General features: G+C 50.0%; 15 protein-coding genes. 6 read left to right on the top strand and 9 right to left on the bottom strand.

Translation table 11 applies throughout. From position 1 onward, the window contains the following. Nucleotides 1-7 precede the first annotated feature (7 nt). From ant(6) to AC0LWF_RS01500, 4 genes are all read right to left on the bottom strand, one after another. A complete protein-coding gene (ant(6), locus tag AC0LWF_RS01515) occupies nt 8-862 on the bottom strand; it encodes an aminoglycoside 6-adenylyltransferase (RefSeq protein WP_474649813.1) in 855 nt (284 codons plus the stop codon). A gap of 137 nt (nt 863-999) precedes the next feature. After that, nucleotides 1,000-1,848 (bottom strand): helix-turn-helix domain-containing protein, encoded by an 849-nt coding sequence (locus tag AC0LWF_RS01510; RefSeq protein ID WP_474649812.1) that lies wholly within the window; start codon nt 1,846-1,848, stop codon nt 1,000-1,002. A 36-nt stretch (nt 1,849-1,884) separates the two neighbouring features. Continuing rightward, nucleotides 1,885-2,631 (bottom strand): phytanoyl-CoA dioxygenase family protein, encoded by a 747-nt coding sequence (locus tag AC0LWF_RS01505; protein WP_474649811.1) that lies wholly within the window; start codon nt 2,629-2,631, stop codon nt 1,885-1,887. A 178-nt stretch (nt 2,632-2,809) separates the two neighbouring features. Continuing rightward, nucleotides 2,810-3,619, bottom strand: coding sequence for a phytanoyl-CoA dioxygenase family protein (locus AC0LWF_RS01500; protein ID WP_474649810.1), 810 nt, complete (start codon nt 3,617-3,619; stop codon nt 2,810-2,812). Nucleotides 3,620-3,772: 153 nt separating this feature from the next. Here AC0LWF_RS01500 and AC0LWF_RS01495 point away from each other — a divergent pair, with 153 nt between their 5' ends. Further along, nucleotides 3,773-4,585: a helix-turn-helix domain-containing protein gene (locus tag AC0LWF_RS01495; RefSeq protein WP_474649809.1), complete on the top strand. Its 813-nt coding sequence runs from the start codon at nt 3,773-3,775 to the stop codon at nt 4,583-4,585. Nucleotides 4,586-4,647: 62 nt separating this feature from the next. Here AC0LWF_RS01495 and AC0LWF_RS01490 read toward each other — a convergent pair whose 3' ends face one another. Both AC0LWF_RS01490 and AC0LWF_RS01485 read right to left on the bottom strand, forming a co-directional pair. After that, complete coding sequence (locus AC0LWF_RS01490; RefSeq protein WP_474649808.1) at nt 4,648-5,673, bottom strand: zinc-binding dehydrogenase; 1,026 nt, start codon at nt 5,671-5,673, stop codon at nt 4,648-4,650. Nucleotides 5,674-5,872: 199 nt separating this feature from the next. Then, nucleotides 5,873-7,330, bottom strand: a complete 1,458-nt coding sequence (locus AC0LWF_RS01485) for a DHA2 family efflux MFS transporter permease subunit (protein WP_474649807.1) — start codon at nt 7,328-7,330, stop codon at nt 5,873-5,875. A 173-nt stretch (nt 7,331-7,503) separates the two neighbouring features. Here AC0LWF_RS01485 and AC0LWF_RS01480 point away from each other — a divergent pair, with 173 nt between their 5' ends. Then, complete coding sequence (locus AC0LWF_RS01480; RefSeq protein ID WP_474649806.1) at nt 7,504-8,199, top strand: TetR/AcrR family transcriptional regulator; 696 nt, start codon at nt 7,504-7,506, stop codon at nt 8,197-8,199. A 240-nt stretch (nt 8,200-8,439) separates the two neighbouring features. Here AC0LWF_RS01480 and AC0LWF_RS01475 read toward each other — a convergent pair whose 3' ends face one another. Next, the gene (locus AC0LWF_RS01475) at nt 8,440-9,246 is read right to left on the bottom strand and encodes a phospholipase D-like domain-containing protein (RefSeq protein ID WP_474649805.1); all 807 of its coding nucleotides are present in this window, start codon (nt 9,244-9,246) and stop codon (nt 8,440-8,442) included. 130 nt (nt 9,247-9,376) lie between these two features. Between AC0LWF_RS01475 and AC0LWF_RS01470 the strand changes: the two genes are divergently transcribed. From AC0LWF_RS01470 to AC0LWF_RS01460, 3 genes are read left to right on the top strand one after another with little or no spacing between them, the layout of a single operon-like run. Then, nucleotides 9,377-10,780 (top strand): spore germination protein, encoded by a 1,404-nt coding sequence (locus tag AC0LWF_RS01470; protein WP_474649804.1) that lies wholly within the window; start codon nt 9,377-9,379, stop codon nt 10,778-10,780. A 33-nt stretch (nt 10,781-10,813) separates the two neighbouring features. Then, entirely contained in the window at nt 10,814-11,908 is a 1,095-nt protein-coding gene (locus AC0LWF_RS01465; RefSeq protein WP_474649803.1) for a GerAB/ArcD/ProY family transporter, read from the top strand. After that, entirely contained in the window at nt 11,901-13,031 is a 1,131-nt protein-coding gene (locus AC0LWF_RS01460; protein WP_474649802.1) for a Ger(x)C family spore germination protein, read from the top strand. The genes AC0LWF_RS01465 and AC0LWF_RS01460 overlap by 8 nt, the downstream gene beginning before the upstream one ends. 42 nt (nt 13,032-13,073) lie before the next feature. On the opposite strand, the gene AC0LWF_RS01455 is transcribed toward AC0LWF_RS01460, so the two are convergent. Then, on the bottom strand, nt 13,074-13,733 hold the full coding sequence (locus tag AC0LWF_RS01455) for an NAD-dependent epimerase/dehydratase family protein (RefSeq protein ID WP_474649801.1): 660 nt from the start codon (nt 13,731-13,733) through the stop codon (nt 13,074-13,076). A 219-nt stretch (nt 13,734-13,952) separates the two neighbouring features. Here AC0LWF_RS01455 and AC0LWF_RS01450 point away from each other — a divergent pair, with 219 nt between their 5' ends. Next, nucleotides 13,953-15,050 carry an ATP-binding protein gene (locus tag AC0LWF_RS01450; RefSeq protein WP_474649800.1) on the top strand — a complete coding sequence of 366 codons (1,098 nt, stop codon included), beginning with the start codon at nt 13,953-13,955 and terminating at the stop codon, nt 15,048-15,050. A 49-nt stretch (nt 15,051-15,099) separates the two neighbouring features. Here the strand turns inward: AC0LWF_RS01450 and AC0LWF_RS01445 are convergent, their stop codons facing one another. Then, nucleotides 15,100-15,549, bottom strand: coding sequence for a methyl-accepting chemotaxis protein (locus AC0LWF_RS01445; protein ID WP_474650446.1), 450 nt, complete (start codon nt 15,547-15,549; stop codon nt 15,100-15,102). Between the last annotated feature and the right edge of the window lie 179 nt (nt 15,550-15,728).

Raw genomic sequence — 15,728 nt, 5'->3', positions numbered from 1 at the left:
ATAATGGTCACGGCAACGATTGATACACCGTATCCGTATACTTCGTAATCGCAGAATCGTACTGCGGATACGGATACCCAAGACTTGCGGATACCGCGCCTGAATATGAACGGAACAGCTCATAACAGGTGAATAAAGACTGCCACATTTCCTCGCACCCATTCTCCGAATAGGTTGACAGCAGCTTTTCCCAATCTTCTTCAGGCAGGTACCGATTAATAAACTTATAGTTCTTCCCTACGCTGAAGGTATATCCATGCTCTGTTCCGACGAACCAAGCCATCATTCGCAATAAGTTGGGTCTTGCAATGCCATGTAAATGATCAATCGCAAACAGAATTTCCTTTCTCGCTAAACCTTTTACGACATATGTTGAAACCATCCAGAACTCATTGCAGCAATCATCGAATTCTCTTGCACTCGGCTTCTTAATCCAATACTGACGATCCGTTGCAATTACTTCTCTCTTGATCAACGCGTCCTTGTCAAGCAGCAGCTGGGCCAAACCGTCGCTCCCTGCAAAATACTCCTCTACTTCATGAAGCGGAATTAGCGTCAGGTCTACTTTCGTACCATCCTCAAACAGCATTAAATAGGAGAACCAATTGCCTAGCTCGGACGGAAAAAGCTCCATATCCTCGGGTTTTTGCATCATCAACCGTTTTCCGAAGGCTTCAAGCCACTGATCATTCGCTTTGAATGAATCCATATCGGTTACAAAATAAGAAATATCATAATCTTGAAATGTATCGGGAGCAATCGTCTTGTTTGTGCGCGACCCTTCCAATGTTACCAACCGAATTCGATCATCATTTTCGGCAAATTCGATAAGGAGCTTCATCATTTCTTGTTCGCTTCTCATACAGAAAACCCCCGTTTCTAACGAAGTCACCATCATCCCTGTCTTATTGGAATTCGATATTGGGCTCTCATACTCCTTGCTGTCTACGCACAAAAAGAGCCTGCGGCTCCATAAGCCGCAGGCTCTTCCTAAATGCATTATTGCTTCCGATACTCTCGCGGCGGCAGCAGGAACCGCTTCTTAAACGCCCGCTCAAAGTGCGGCAGCGTATTAAAGCCGGAAGCGAAGCAGATCTCCGTAATCGGCAGCTGCGTCGTCTTGATTAGCGACCGCGCGAATTGCAGACGCACTTCCTGCAGATAGCTTTGGAACGTAGAGCCTGTCCCTTTGCGGAAGCATTCGCTGAAGTAGTTGGCGGAAAGGCCGCAATAGGTTGCGACCTCCTCGAGCGACAGCGGTTCCCGGAAGTGATGCTGAATATAGATGAGCCCTTTGCGCACAGCCGATTGCAGCGTCTGATGCGGCTCAGCTTCACTACCCTGCTGCTGATCTGCAGCTCGACACTTGCGGAATAGATCTATGAGCAGCCGTTCAACAGTGCCTTGAATGAGAATTTCGCTCTCAGGCTGCCAGGCGATCGACTCTTCCCAGATCCGTTCGTATTCCTGCTCAAGCTCAGCGATCTGCTCTTCGGCATACCAGTGCGTGTACGCCGTCCGGTGATCGAACAGCAGCTCCGGCAGCGGCTCGCGTATGAAATGATCATTGAATATAAAATCATACAGCTGCAGCGTCTCGCCCGGGTCCGGCTCCAAGCTGTGGAAATCCGCCGGTGACAGCAAAAAAGCGGCGCCCCGCGTCAAACGCAAGGGCACCCCGTTCAACATATGCGTGCCCGAACCGGATACCACAAAGGCCATTTCAAAAAACTCATGCCAATGTGTATCGATAAGCCCGTCGATCGAATGCTTGAACAAGCGGAAAGGAGCGGACAACGTCATATATCGGTCATTCGTCAATCGTTCCGGCCCTTTATAGACGCTCATCACAAGTTCCCCTCCACGCTCTCATAATCGTTCTTATTATACGTTAACGAAATCGCTTCCCGCGATGTCTTTGCCGCGAGCTAGCCAAATTTTGTGGCCACTGTTCTTCTCCGGAATGACGCTCGCCTCTGTGGAGAAGTAACGCATCGTGTAACCACAGCGGCGCAGCTGGCTTTTGTTCGCCGTAGCACCGTGAATAATTCGCGAGTCATGAATCGAGCATTCGCCCGGCTCAAGCTCGAAGTAGACGGCATCGGCATCGTTAATATTTTTAATTTGGATGGTGAAAATATCGTCATCCGTATCGACATCTTCGTAGTCGGAGAAGCCGTTGCTATGCGTGCCTGGAATAACGCGCATGCAGCCATTTTCTTTGGTGCTGCGGTCAATCGCAAGCCATACTGTAGCGATCTTGTCGTAACGAGTCAAACGGCCTTTCCAATACGCGGAATCTTCATGCCATGGCGTCGGCTTGCCGATTAACGGCTCTTTGCAGATGAAGTGGGACGACCATAGACCGATATTCGGTCCGATAATCGGCTCGACAAGATCAAGCACTTCATCGCTCATCAGAAACTTCAAAAGTCTCTCGTCGCGGAAATGCGGTGTATCCAGCTCGCTGTTCAAGCGGCGTCCAAGCACATTCCATTGTTCCTCGAAAATATTTGTAAGCTCCGCCTGTTTCTCAGCGCTGAACAGTTGATTCTTAAATAACGTGTAGCCGTTCTTCTCGTAGAATTCAAGCTCAGCTTGCGACAATTTACCGTTTGCAATATTAGACAATGTAGAGGACCTCCTTGGGAATAAACGCTTTCGTTTCTTTATGGTTTCTTTATGGTTTCATTATCCCCGCTTCCCTACCCTCTGCGCTTCTCTTCTTCACCGAAAAACTATGCATATCTTCAGCACGGAAGAAAAGCCGCAGCCTTCACCGGCTGCGGCTCCACAAAAAACCATTTCATTAATGATAGAAAGCCGCTCCAACCTCGACGCCGCAAGGGCCGCCATCCGGGTTTGCTTCCAATTCGATTTTTGATCCGTCCGCTCTGTAAAGCGGGTTGTAATGTTGACTGATCTTCGTTGCAGATGAGTTGGCATAATGGCAAATGAACGCGCGGCGGAATTGGTCCTTCGTCTTATTCCGATACGAGCCGTGAATGAGATTGCCGTTGAAGAAGAGCACATCGCCTTTATCCATAATAACGGGCATGACAACGCCGTCCTTAGGCGGTTTCACATAATGAGTCGTGAACGATTCCTTCGCATCCGCCTTATCCGGGCACGAAATCTCATGCGTATTCGACTTCGGCACAACGAGTAAACCGCCATTGTCTTCATAAGCAGCATCAATCGCCGTCCAAGCCGCGATACAGTTGCCCGGCTCAACCATCAAATAGAAGTTGTCTTGGTGCAGCGCCTGGCCTCTGGATCCCGGCGGCTTGTAATAGAACATGCTCTGAGCGGCGTACGCTTCCTCGCCATATAGATCTGCAAGAACTTCCAAGACAGGGTTATGAAGCATATATTTCATCGCCGTTTCATTGAAGCGGTGCGGATGCATGACTCGCGGATAACGCTGCAGCGGGTCTGATCCGTCCGCTTCCAGGTTCGGCTCGAAGTAGCCAGGAATCGTCTCCGTGCTCATTTTATCGAAAGTATCGACAATTTCAGTTACATCGCTCGCTGAGAACAGCCCTTTTACAATCAAGTAGCCATCCGTGTCGAACTGTTTCTTCTGTTCCTCTGTCAGTACGCGCAGCGCTTGTGTCATTCTTCTTCCCCCTAATGATCATGAATATGCTCCTTGCTTATAGATTTATTGTAGGGTTAAGACCACTTACGCAAAAGTAACAATTATGCTGATTACTACAACAATCCTGCTATAATGAGCCTAAATGGATGAAGCAAGGAGAGTGAATTTCTGGTGAGCGCGAAGCGCGATGAGCTGTTCTCATATATTAAGGAGCAAGGCGGCAACACCGTCATTGCTGATCATTTCAACCAGCCAGATAGCTATGGGATCCGGCGGCCGCAGGGCATGAGCGACTGGCTGATTGCGTACACGCTCAGCGGCGAAGGATATTTCATCATTGACGGTGTGGAACGATTATGCCAGACCGGTGATGTTGTGCTGATGCAGCCAGGCGTTCCGCATCAATATGGGACGCGTAAAGGGAGCCAGTGGCATTTCATATGGGCACACTTCTCTTCGCGCATTATGGAGACGAATCTGCTGCCAAACGAAAAGCTGCTCATTCATGCGATCGATAGCGACTCCGTGCGTAAACGCATCTACCGGGCGTTCCGCAGCCTCGTCTCCGATTCCATCGAACGCGGCATGTATTGGAACGAGCTCTGCGAGAACACGATGCGTCACATTATTCTGCTGCTCGCGAAGCGAATGACGAAGCAGCTTGATCCGCGCATTGAAGAGATTCAGCATATGCTCGCCACTCGCATGCAGGAGCCTGTCCGCATTGACGAGCTGGCAAAGGCTGTCGGTCTGTCTCCGTCGCGGCTCTCTCACCTGTTCAAAGAATCAACCGGCAGCTCAATCGTCGATACGCTGAACGACATGCGCATCCGCCAAGCGGCTCTGCTCCTCGAGCATACGGATCGTCACCCAACGGAAGTCGCGCTCGATGTCGGGTTCCAGAACTATAATCATTTTGCCAACCAATTCCGCAAGCGGCATCAGGTCAGCCCACGTGTGTTTAAGAAGGGACCGCGCACATAAGAAGCAAAATAAACAAAGCGCCACCAAAGGTAGCGCCTCTATCCTGCTCTTACTCTTGTTTTTTATTGTTGTTTCGACCAATCCAGCACGACACCCGTATACGTCTGCGGCTCATAGAGCAGACCGTCGTACGCTTTCTTGATCTGACTTGGGTTCACGTAGTGGGAAATTTGCGGCTCCAGTGCTAGCTTTCCTTGGCGAATCCAATCAAACACCAGCTCCTGCTTGCTATAGAGCGACACGGCAGTCGACACTTCGGAATAGACCGGCAAGAACCATTCCAGCCCGCCGCGCATCGTAATCCAGCGCAGATGAACGTCGGACAGAAGCTCGGTCAAGTTGCCCTCAACCGGCACGCGCGGACTGCCGAGCAGCACGAGCTGACCGAGACTCGCCGTAGCTTGAAGCGCTTGCATAACAACGCTGCTGTGGCCGACGGCATCGACCGTAATATGCGCAAGCTTGCCGCCAGTAAGGGCGCGGATCTGCTCTTGCACTTCTTCACTGCTGCCGCCAATTGTAATATCCAAGCCGCACGCCTTCGCGAGCTGACGGCGCTGCTCATTCGGTTCGACGCCGATCACTTTGCAGCCCAGATTCCGGAACATTTGCGCGGCTAGATTGCCCACCATGCCGAGGCCGAACACGGCTACCGTCGCGTTATGCGGAATTTCGCTCAAAATAATCGAGGTCGCCGCAACGCCAGCCATCCGAGAGGATGCCGCAATCGCCGGGTTAATATCCGAAGGAACCTCAATAATAAGCTGCTGCTGGCTGACGATAATCGCCGAAGCATGTAGACCGAACGTGTAGACGCGCTGCCCAGCCTTCACTCGCTTCACGTTGTCTCCAACCTTGCGAACAATACCTACGTTAGCATAGCCGGATTTCCACGGATAAGAGTGCCAATGGCCTGGCTCGAATACTTTCACGTCCTTTGCCGTATAGTTCGCGAGCTCGGTGCCAGCGCTGATGAACGTATACTCCGTGTCAATCAGCACTTCTTCCGGTCCAACCTCATCCTTCAAACTCGAATTTTGCAGCTCAACTTCATTTTGCCCAGTTACGACGACTTGCTTAATGTCCATCCCCGATCAGCTCCTGCTCCCCGAATTAGATGTTCAGCTTCCGTCTATCCGTAGACTACTTCCACATAAACGAACGATTTCCTGTTATTCCCTTAATTCTTAGTTGGTGCAAGACCATTTGAAGCCTCGCCCATAAGCAGCACACAAAAAAGCCGGACCATCCAAGGTCCGGCTTCACACTTTACTAAAGGTGGTTTTATTATGCCGCGGCCGCTTCCGCACGTGTACGAGCGGTTTTCTTGCCGACGAGCAGCGTGAACGGAATCGCCGCAACTGCGATGTAGGTCGCTACGAGGAACACGTCGTTAACGCTCATCGTGAAGGAGAACAGGGGAATGAGCTTCGCGCTTTCCTTGCCATCTTGCGTCAGCTCCGCCACATGCGTGATCGTGTGCGATGCCAGCAGCGATGTGAAGAGTGCAATCGCGAACGAGCCGCCCACGTTACGCACCCAGTTCGTAACCGAAGATGCATCGCCGATCATCGTCGGCTGAATCTCTTCCATCCCCGCCGTGCTTGTCGCAGCAGCAGCGAACGATACACCGAGGTTGCGAATCGACATCCACAGGATGATGTAGAGATGCGTGCTGTCATTATGCATATGCGTCAACTCAAAGCTGCCGAAGATAATCAGGACAAGACCGGCAATCGTCATTATGCGCGGTCCAAGAATCGGGTACAACTTCCCTGCCATTGGCATGGCAAGCGCCATAATGAGCGAAGCCGGCAACAAAATCAGACCTGTGTCCATAGGCGTTTCTTGCTGAACATTTTGTAAGAACAGTGGAATGAGCAATGTACCGGAGTACAGGCTGATTGTAATGATGGTATTCGCCACGAGCGTAATCGAGAAGCGGTAGTTGCCGAATACGCGCAAGTTCAGCAGTGGCTGCTTCGCCATCAGTTCGCGGATAATGAACAACACGAGCATTGCAGCGCCAAAGGCGAACAAGCTGATAACACGCGCGGAATCCCAGCCCCATGTACGGCCTTGGCTCAGCCCGACAAGCAGCGACGCGCTGCTAAGTACAACTGTAATGAGTCCCCAAACATCAAGCTTATTCGCCGAACCGATACGGTAGCTTGGAATCATCATAACAATGAAGAGAATGGCAATAATGCCGATTGGTACATTGATAAAGAACAACCATCTCCAGCTGAACTGCTGGATAAGCCAGCCGCTAAGTGTAGGGCCGAATGCTGGCGCAAGCATCGCCGACAAGCCCCAGATGCTGACTGCGAAAGGCTGGCGCTCCTTCGGAATAACTTGGAAAATAATCGTCATCGTCGCCGGAACGACCAAACCTGTAAAGAGCCCTTGCACAATGCGGAAAACGATCAGCGATTCAATGCTCCATGCGAAGCCGCACAGGATTGAGAAAGCGACAAAGCCAACCATTGCATACAAGTAAACGTTCTTGTAGCCGAACCTATTGCCCAGGTAGCCAGTCAGCGGTGCAATTGTACCAAGCGAGAGCATGAAACCGGTCAGCGTCCACTGTACCGTACTCAGCGTAGAATGAAAATCTTGCATGAAGATCGTCAGCGCCACGTTTATGGTACTGATGCCGAGTATGCTAAGAAAAGCGCCAAAGAAAATAGCGATCATGATTGGCCAGAACCGAACGTTCGGAGATGCCGTCGTTGTTGAACTCATTAAGTTATCTACTCCTATCCTATTTGCCCACTTGGGATTTATGTAAAAATGATCATATCGCAAAACATAGATAAAGTAAACCACTTTAGTCACTTTTAGTTTAGTTTGACCAAATAGTTTATTTGTCTGTCGACATTGTGTATACTGGGTACTAGAAAGTGAGTGTGAGCGCTATGGAAACGACAGGCGGCGAAGCACCGATTTGCCGGTATACAGACGAATCTATTCTTAATAAATATGCAGCGAAGCTGCTTCATCCGCTCAAAACGAATGGTCTTCATAACCTGCGCATGGACGATATCGCGAAGGCAATGGACTTGTCGAAGGCGACTTTGTACAAATATTTTCCTTCACGGGATGAGATCATCGAGCGGCTTGCGGCTCTTTTTGTGAAGTATGTCGTAGGCAGCGGCTCCGAAGCCGAGCTTATCGAAGGCAGCAGCGACGCTTACGTTCAAGGCTTCATGTCTTCGTTCAGCCAGACGCTGGTGATCGCCAACTATGGCACGGAAATCTTCTTCAAAGATTTGCGCGAGATCTATCCGCAGCATATGGCTTCTATCGACGTTGCCATTAGCGAACGCAATGCACGGCTGCGTAAGTTCTATGAGCGAGGCATGGCAGAGGGATACCTAAACTCGCTTAATGCAACGCTGCTTATCCTGGAGGACGAGCTCATGTTCCGCCATTTGCTTGATCCAATGTACTTAATGAAGAACAATTTGACGCTTCGGAATGCCATTAGCGATTATTATCAGATCAAGAAGCTCCAGTTGTTTAAGCCAGATATTTACACTTCGATCGAAGATACGCGGATGATGGACAAAATCGAGTATTTGGTACGCAAAGTGACATACGGCGTCATTTAATAAAAATGGTGGCACAAGGACCCTAGTAACTCGGTCTTTATGCCACCATTTTTGTCGTATGAATTATGCATCACTTCCCGGCTTCAGCAGCACGTTTAGCTGCTCCAGCAGTCCGCCGCCGCTACCCATGACGGAGATCGTGCCGATCTTCTCTAGTGAAATAAGTGCTTCATCGCATTTATTTGATGAATTAGTCGCCGCAAGCGGAACAATAAGTGGATTATGGCACTTATGCTTTCGTTATTTCACTTCACACGCGACGCCGTCACCATCACCGTCGAGCTTCCGGTTATAGCCCGGATCGCCCTTATGTAGCGGCGCTTTGCCAGCTTTTCGAGCTTCTGCGCAGCTCTTGTACACCACATCGGCAGTACCGGCGCTGTTGGACGAATCGCGCGGCGTTTGCGAAGCTGGAACAGCAGCCTGCTCGCCAGATCCAGACTCCTCTTCCCCGGTCACCTCGACCGCATCCTCGGCAATGATTGGCGTAATCGCCTCGAACGCGCCGGTATCCTCCCACATGACCTGGAATTGCCGCGCGAACGACTCCGCTACCTCGGCGCTGCGCAGCACCATGAGCACTTCATCGTTATCGGTGCTCGCCGATTTCGAATAGTTGAAGGAGCCTGTTGTCGCCGTCTTCCCGTCCACGATCGTCATTTTCAAATGCATCAAGCCGCTGTGCTTGTTGATCTTCAGCGGAATGCCAGCGCTGCCGAGCAGCTTGAGCGCTTCCTTCTGCGTCTTGCCCGCCGACTGAATCCGGTCGGTAATGATCCGCACGGCAACACCGCGCTTCTTCGCCTTCTTGATTGCATCGACGATCTCCGGCTTCGTCAAGCTGTAGATTGCAATATCGAGCGTAGTGCTCGCCTCATTAATGACGCTGATCAACAGCTTATCCGGCTGCTGGTTCGCCTGCGTGAACGCCCACTCTGCATCCATGCCCTTCACCTTGGACAATTTATCCGATGAAGCATAAATCGCGCCACATGCTGTGACGCAAAGCACAAGCGTCAGCGGCAAAATAAATTTAAGTATTCGCATACATACTGCCCACCTTTTGAATCTCTATTTTGGTTCTAGTTTACCACGGTTTCGGAGGAGCACACGAATGCAAGCAGCACTATTTTGCACATACTATGCCAGATTAATCCAAGAGAGGAGATCGTCGCTAATGATGCAGAAGAATGTCAGCCAATCTGACAGCAGCTTAGTTGAACAAACGCTCCTCCTGCTTCAGCAATGCGAGGACGTTACTCACCGGGAATATCCGGCGCAGCAAGTTCAGCTTCTTTATTTCGATCATCTGACCAACAAGGAAAGCTTGCGCAAAGAAGTGCTCGAGCCGTTCGGCAGCACCGATGCAGGAGCTTATGAAATCGAGAAACGACTTGGCCAGTCCCAGTATAGCCAGACATTAGATGCGAAAGCTCTAACCGACGGCATTCTTGGGGGACAAGCTGCGATTTTCTACAAGGAGCTAGCTTATCTGTTCGATGCGTACGGACCGGAATCGCGATCCGTTGAGAGCAGTGAGCTGGAAACGGTTATAAGCGGTCCTCAAGATTCTTTTACCGAGTCGCTTGGCACCAACTTATCGCTAATTCGGAGGCGCTTCAAGGACACTAGCCTCAAAGCCGTCACACTCACTTGCGGCACAAAAACAAAAAGCACGATCATGCTGCTCTATCTCGAAGGGACAGCCGATGAGAACCATCTCAAGGTGCTGCGCAATAAGATCGAAGCGATTCAGACCGATATTATGCTCGATACGAATACGCTTGTTCAGTATTTGGGCAAAAGCATGTACCACCTCATGCCACAGTACTTGACAAGCGTTCGCCCCGATCTCATGACGAGCAAGCTAGCCGAAGGCAAAATTGTCGGCCTCATGGATGGCAGCCAGGTTGCGTTCAGCGCGCCTGCTTACTTCTTCGAGTTCTTCGCATCGCCCGATGATTACTATATGACTTGGAATATCGGCTCTGCCGTTAGACTGTTGCGCATCATCGCTCTTTTCATCACGCTAATGTTCACTGCCTTGTACGTCACGATCGTTACCTATCACTACGAGATGATCCCTCAAGAGCTGCTGAACAATTTGATGGAATCCCGTAACAAAGTGCCGTTCTCCCCGCTCATGGAAGCGATCGTTATGGAAATTACGATTGAGCTGCTGCGGGAAGCCGGTGCACGTCTGCCGACAAAGATCGGAACAACAATCGGTACGGTCGGCGGTATCGTCATTGGCCAGGCTGCTGTTCAAGCAGGCATTACGAGCAATATTCTCATCATCTCGGTCTCGATTTCGGCAATAGCCTCCTTCGTCATTCCCAGCTATATGATGAGTTCAGCCATCCGGATGCTCAGGTTTGGCATTATTCTGCTAGCTGGATTCTTCGGGAATTTCGGCCTTATGATCGGACTTGCTTATATTTGCATTCAACTCGTGTCACCAAACTTGTTCGGACAGTCGTTTCTGTTTCCGCTCACGCCGTCTAAACCAGGCAGCTGGCTTGATATGATCATCCGTGCGCCAATGCAGCTGCTGGACAAAATTCGCAAACCGCAAGCCTAAACCGAAAATACACCCGAAGGAAGGAGAAACGCCATGACAGCCAAGCTAAAATTCAGCCATCTGATCTGCGTATCCGTCTCGATGCAATACGGAGTGACAGCTTTCACCCTTCCGCGTCTAGTAACCACTTATATCGGAACAAATGGTTGGGCTGCTCTTTCTATCTTCGGGGCCACTGCCGCATTAAACATCGTACTTATTGCACTTGTCTATCGGTATGGAAACGGCGCCGATATCATCACAATTGCTAGAAGGGCATTGCCCGCGTTTATTGTAACGCCGCTTTTCTTTCTGTTTGCCATCCAATGGACAATTCTAGGCTTGACGGTCAGTAAAGAGTATTTGCTTATCCTTCGTTCTCTCTCGTTCCCGACGCTGCCGCCTGCCTATCTCTACGTGCTGCTTGGGGCATTGATCTTCATGCTGCTAAGCAAGGGAATCATGAGCATTTCCAACATCGCTCCGTTATTTCTGACCCTCTTGCTTAGCCTTCTCTTCACGACGCCTGGTGCACTCTTGGAAGGCTTTGATCGATCTCGATTGACTACCTTTTGGTTCGAGGATGCAAATCATGACTTTTTAGGCTGGATGAACATCTATTATTCCTTCTTAGGCTACGAGACGGCCCTTCTCCTCATGCCCTATACGAATAAGCAATCCCGTCTTCATCTGGCATTCCAAATCGGGAATTGCCTAACGACGATTTTCTATAGCATCATTTCCTTTTTGGCGCTTGGATTCTTCAGCTTCGAGCAGCTAAAGCAGCTGTCCTATCCCATTCTGAATATGCTGTCGAACGTCAAGTTCCCCTTCGCTCAGCGTTTGGACGATCTCATCTTTAACCTGACGCTTCTTAGGGCGTTGTTTATCACTACCCTCTATATGTGGATGGCCGTCGAAACAATTCATAGAATGCGGCCGCAAGCAAGAAGCCAGACAGGAATTTATATTTTCTTGCTCGTTATTGCCATTGCGGTCTTCTTTATTTATCCAACTGACCTCAAACGGACGAATGAATGGCTGAATCAATTAGGCTATGTTGAAATTGGCATTGCATTTTTACTGCCGGTACTGTTGCTCGGCATGATTGGCATTGCAAAGGTGAAGGAGCGGCGTAAATATGCATAAAAAGCTGTCGTTGCCGCTGATTTGTATCGCACTGCTTCTTCAAAGCTGTGCCGAGCCGAAGAAACTGGAAGGGCTTGGAATCGTGACAACAGCTGCATTGGATCTCAACGATGCCTCGGACGAAGCTGATGCCAAATTATTAAAGGTAGCCGTTGCGATCAAGCTTACCGATACGAAAAGCGGACCAATGGAGAAAGTGGTCCAGACGGCGGATAACTCGCCGAAGGAAGCGCGAAACCAGCTTTCACGCAAAACAAGCCAAGTGCTCGTATCCGGTCAGCTGCAAAATCTGATTATCGGCGAAAATCTCGCGAAGCAGGGCATTTACGATTATTTGGACTCCTACCGCCGCGATTATACCGTGAGCGAAAGAATGCGCATCATTGTCTCCAAAGGGAGCAGCATCGATCTTCTCGCTCATCAATACAAAGATATCCCTTCGATTGGTGATTACTTAAGCACGCTTCTCGTTCAAGAGGAGATCATTAATGAATCCCCCAGCGGCAGCATGCATGATTTCATACGCGATTATTTGGACGATGGCGTTGATCCGATTGGATCCGTCATCGCAAAGAAGAACGATCTTGTTGAGGCTGATGGCATCGCCATCTTCAAAGACTCACGATATGTTGGCGCTATCGACGCAGAGAAGTCGACTCTATTCATGATGCTAAAGCATAGCTTCAAGAATGGGGGCATCATTATTCGAATGAAAGATAGCCGTTCCCGGAAGAAGCAAAGTGCGGTATTGGATGCTCTGGTCAGCAAACGTAAGGTGACTGTCACAAGCATTGGAAACCGGGCTTCAGCGCCTCAAGTGAACATTGGTGTCACCTTGGATGCGATTCTGCTCGAATACTTGGGTGAGAAGAAGCTGAATTCGACTGCAGACCGGGAGCAGCTAACGAAAGAACTTACCGAAGCGATTCGCGAGGAACTAGAGGGCATTATGAAGCGGCTGCAGCAGCTGGGAGCGGATTCTGTCGGCATCGGCTCAGCGGTTCGGAACAAAATGAGCCACGGAGCTTGGAAGCAAACAAATTGGGAGCAGGTTTATCCGAAGGCGAAAATCAATGTTCAAGTTCATCTCCATGTGCGAGACTATGGGATGATCGAGTCTTGATACGAGAAGACGGAGCCGAATTCGGCTCCGTCTTCTTGCTAGTTAAATACGATTAATATCCCGGCTCTCGATATGCGGCTTCGAATAGCCGTGCTTCGCTACTTTGACCATCGCTCGGCCTAATTGGTCCGACGTCGTGACCGCATTCTTGAATGCACGTTCAAGCAACGGGGCGAAAGGCCTTATGAAGGCATAAAAAAACATATACCAGCCTGTCTTGGATCTGACGCCATATTTGGGAATAATCGCGCCAGGTCTGAACATATACGCCGCTTTGAAAGGCAGCTTCAGCAAGTCATTCTCCGTCTTGCCCTTCACTCTTGCCCACATGCTGCGGCCCTTCTCCGTGCTGTCCGTCCCGCTTCCCGTGACGTAGATAAAGGTCATAGCTGGGCTCAGACGTACTAATGTGTTCGCGATACTAAGCGTGAGATCGTATGTAATGGCGCGATACTTCTCCTCCGTCATCCCTGCCGATGAGACGCCAAGACAGAACAAGCAAGCATCGTAACCGGATAGCTGCGATTCAATCGCTGTCAGATCCAGCAGGTTCGGATGGATAATCTCTTCTAGCTTTGGATGCGTCTTCCCCGTTCCGCTTCGACCGACGACAAGTACACGCTCCACTTCGGAATCCAAGAGACACTCGCGCAGCACGCTTTGACCGACCATGCCCGTTGCGCCAAATAGCAATATTTTCATTCTGATCACTCCTCGCTTCCTTGCCATCGATAGCCATTACGATAGCACATTGGAGCAGAAAGAGGAAAGCTTACGTTACGTGGCGAATAAAGTAGTGTTAGCAGCATGTACGTGACATGTAAAGGTTCACGGAAGGCGCGAGTTATGTTATTATGATGGTAGTTATTTACAAAAATCATATGCATCAGCCTTTGACAACTATACGTTGAGGTGTGAGAGATGAATCCAAGAAGCCCTTCACTTCTTTATCCGATTCTATTCGACCGTCACCCTGAGGCTATTCTCGCAACAGATCCGGAAGCATTCATCCGCTATGCCAATCCGGCAGCCGTACAAGCATTCGCCCAGCCCCCTTCGCAATCGCTTCTCGGACAACGCATACATACGTTATTCGCACAAGAAGACTTGCCTGATCTGTATCAGCACATCCAGCATGCCCTCACTTTCGGCGAAGCACAAACTTTCGAGCTTCCGCTTTGGACTAAGGGACATGCCCCTATCCCTCTTCGCATCATGCTCGTACCGCAAGCTGATTCAGCCGAATCCGCCGCTTCAGCACTCACATTTTATATCACAATTTCCAAACAGCCTGCGCACCCGAGACAGCTTGCTGAAGAACCAGCACCCTATGACTTAAATCGGATGGAACATCTTTCCACCGTCAGCCAGCTCGCCGCCAGCATCTCCCATGAAGTCCGCAATCCGCTCTCCGTTACGCGAGGCTTTCTGCAGCTGCTCAATACGCCTGGATTAACGCCAGAGAAGAAGAAGGACTATATTAAAATCTCTCTGGAGGAGCTCGACCGGGCAGCTAGCATCATTACAGACTATTTATCCTTTGCCAAGCCGATCATTGATGATACAGCGAATTTCTCCCTTTACGACGAGCTTGCGTACATCGCGAAGATGATGGTGCCTTACTCCACCATTCAAGATATTCGCTTCTATCTGCTGAATCAAGCCGAAGGCATTCTTATTTATGGCAGCTCCAAGAAGTTTCGGCAGGCGCTAATCAATCTCATCAAGAACGGGATTGAGTCGATGCCAAGCGGAGGGGAGCTGAGACTTGAATGCAAGGGAGCGGTCAACGGGATTGCCCATATCGTAATTACGGATTCCGGAATTGGCATGGATGAAGAGATGCTAAAGCGCGTAGGCAAGCCATTCTTCTCGACGAAGGAGAAAGGTACTGGCCTTGGCATGATGGTCGCCTACAGCTTGATTCAAGGGATGAATGGAGAAATCGAAGTCAGCAGCAAGGCAGATGTTGGTACGAGCTTCAACATTTATATGCCGGTTATAGAGGAGGCCAGGTAATAATAACAATAGGCAGCAGGGTTTCTATAGCCCTGCTGCCTATTCTCATTTATTTATACTTAAAGTGCTCGACTGAACTATTCAAACGACCCGCCATGGGGGACAGCTCCATGGATGATGCTGCCGTCTCTTCCGCAGCGGCCGCCGACTGCTCACTGATCGCAGCGACTGAGCTAATCGAATACATCACATCATTCGCTCGCTCCGCCTGTCCTTCGCTCTCCCGATAAATCTCGTCGACCTTATTCGCCGTCTTGTTCACATTGCCGACGATCTCTCCGAACGAATCGCGTGTCTGCGCAAACTGAACGACACTATCGCCAACAGCATGCACACTCTTCACCGCGCTCTGCTGCATGCCTTTAATAATGTCCGCAATCTGCTTCGTTGCATCGCCGCTGCGCTCCGCAAGCTTACGCACTTCATCCGCTACAACGGCGAAGCCTCTACCCTGATCGCCTGCTCGCGCCGCTTCAATTGCGGCATTCAGCGCAAGCAGATTGGTTTACTCAGCGATTTCGTTAATGACATAGATGATTTCACCGATCTGTTTCGAATCGCGCTCTAATTGCTCCATATGACGATTCACTTCATCCATCTGGCTGAGCGTCTTATTAATTCGGTTGCTACCCTCAAGCGCTTTTATTAGATATGTGCATAACTGCTTCCATAAAAAAA

The organism is Paenibacillus sp. sgz302114 (assembly GCF_056120345.1).
The sequence above is the reverse complement of the archived record's forward strand: the minus strand, read 5'-3'. Positions and strand labels throughout refer to the sequence as shown.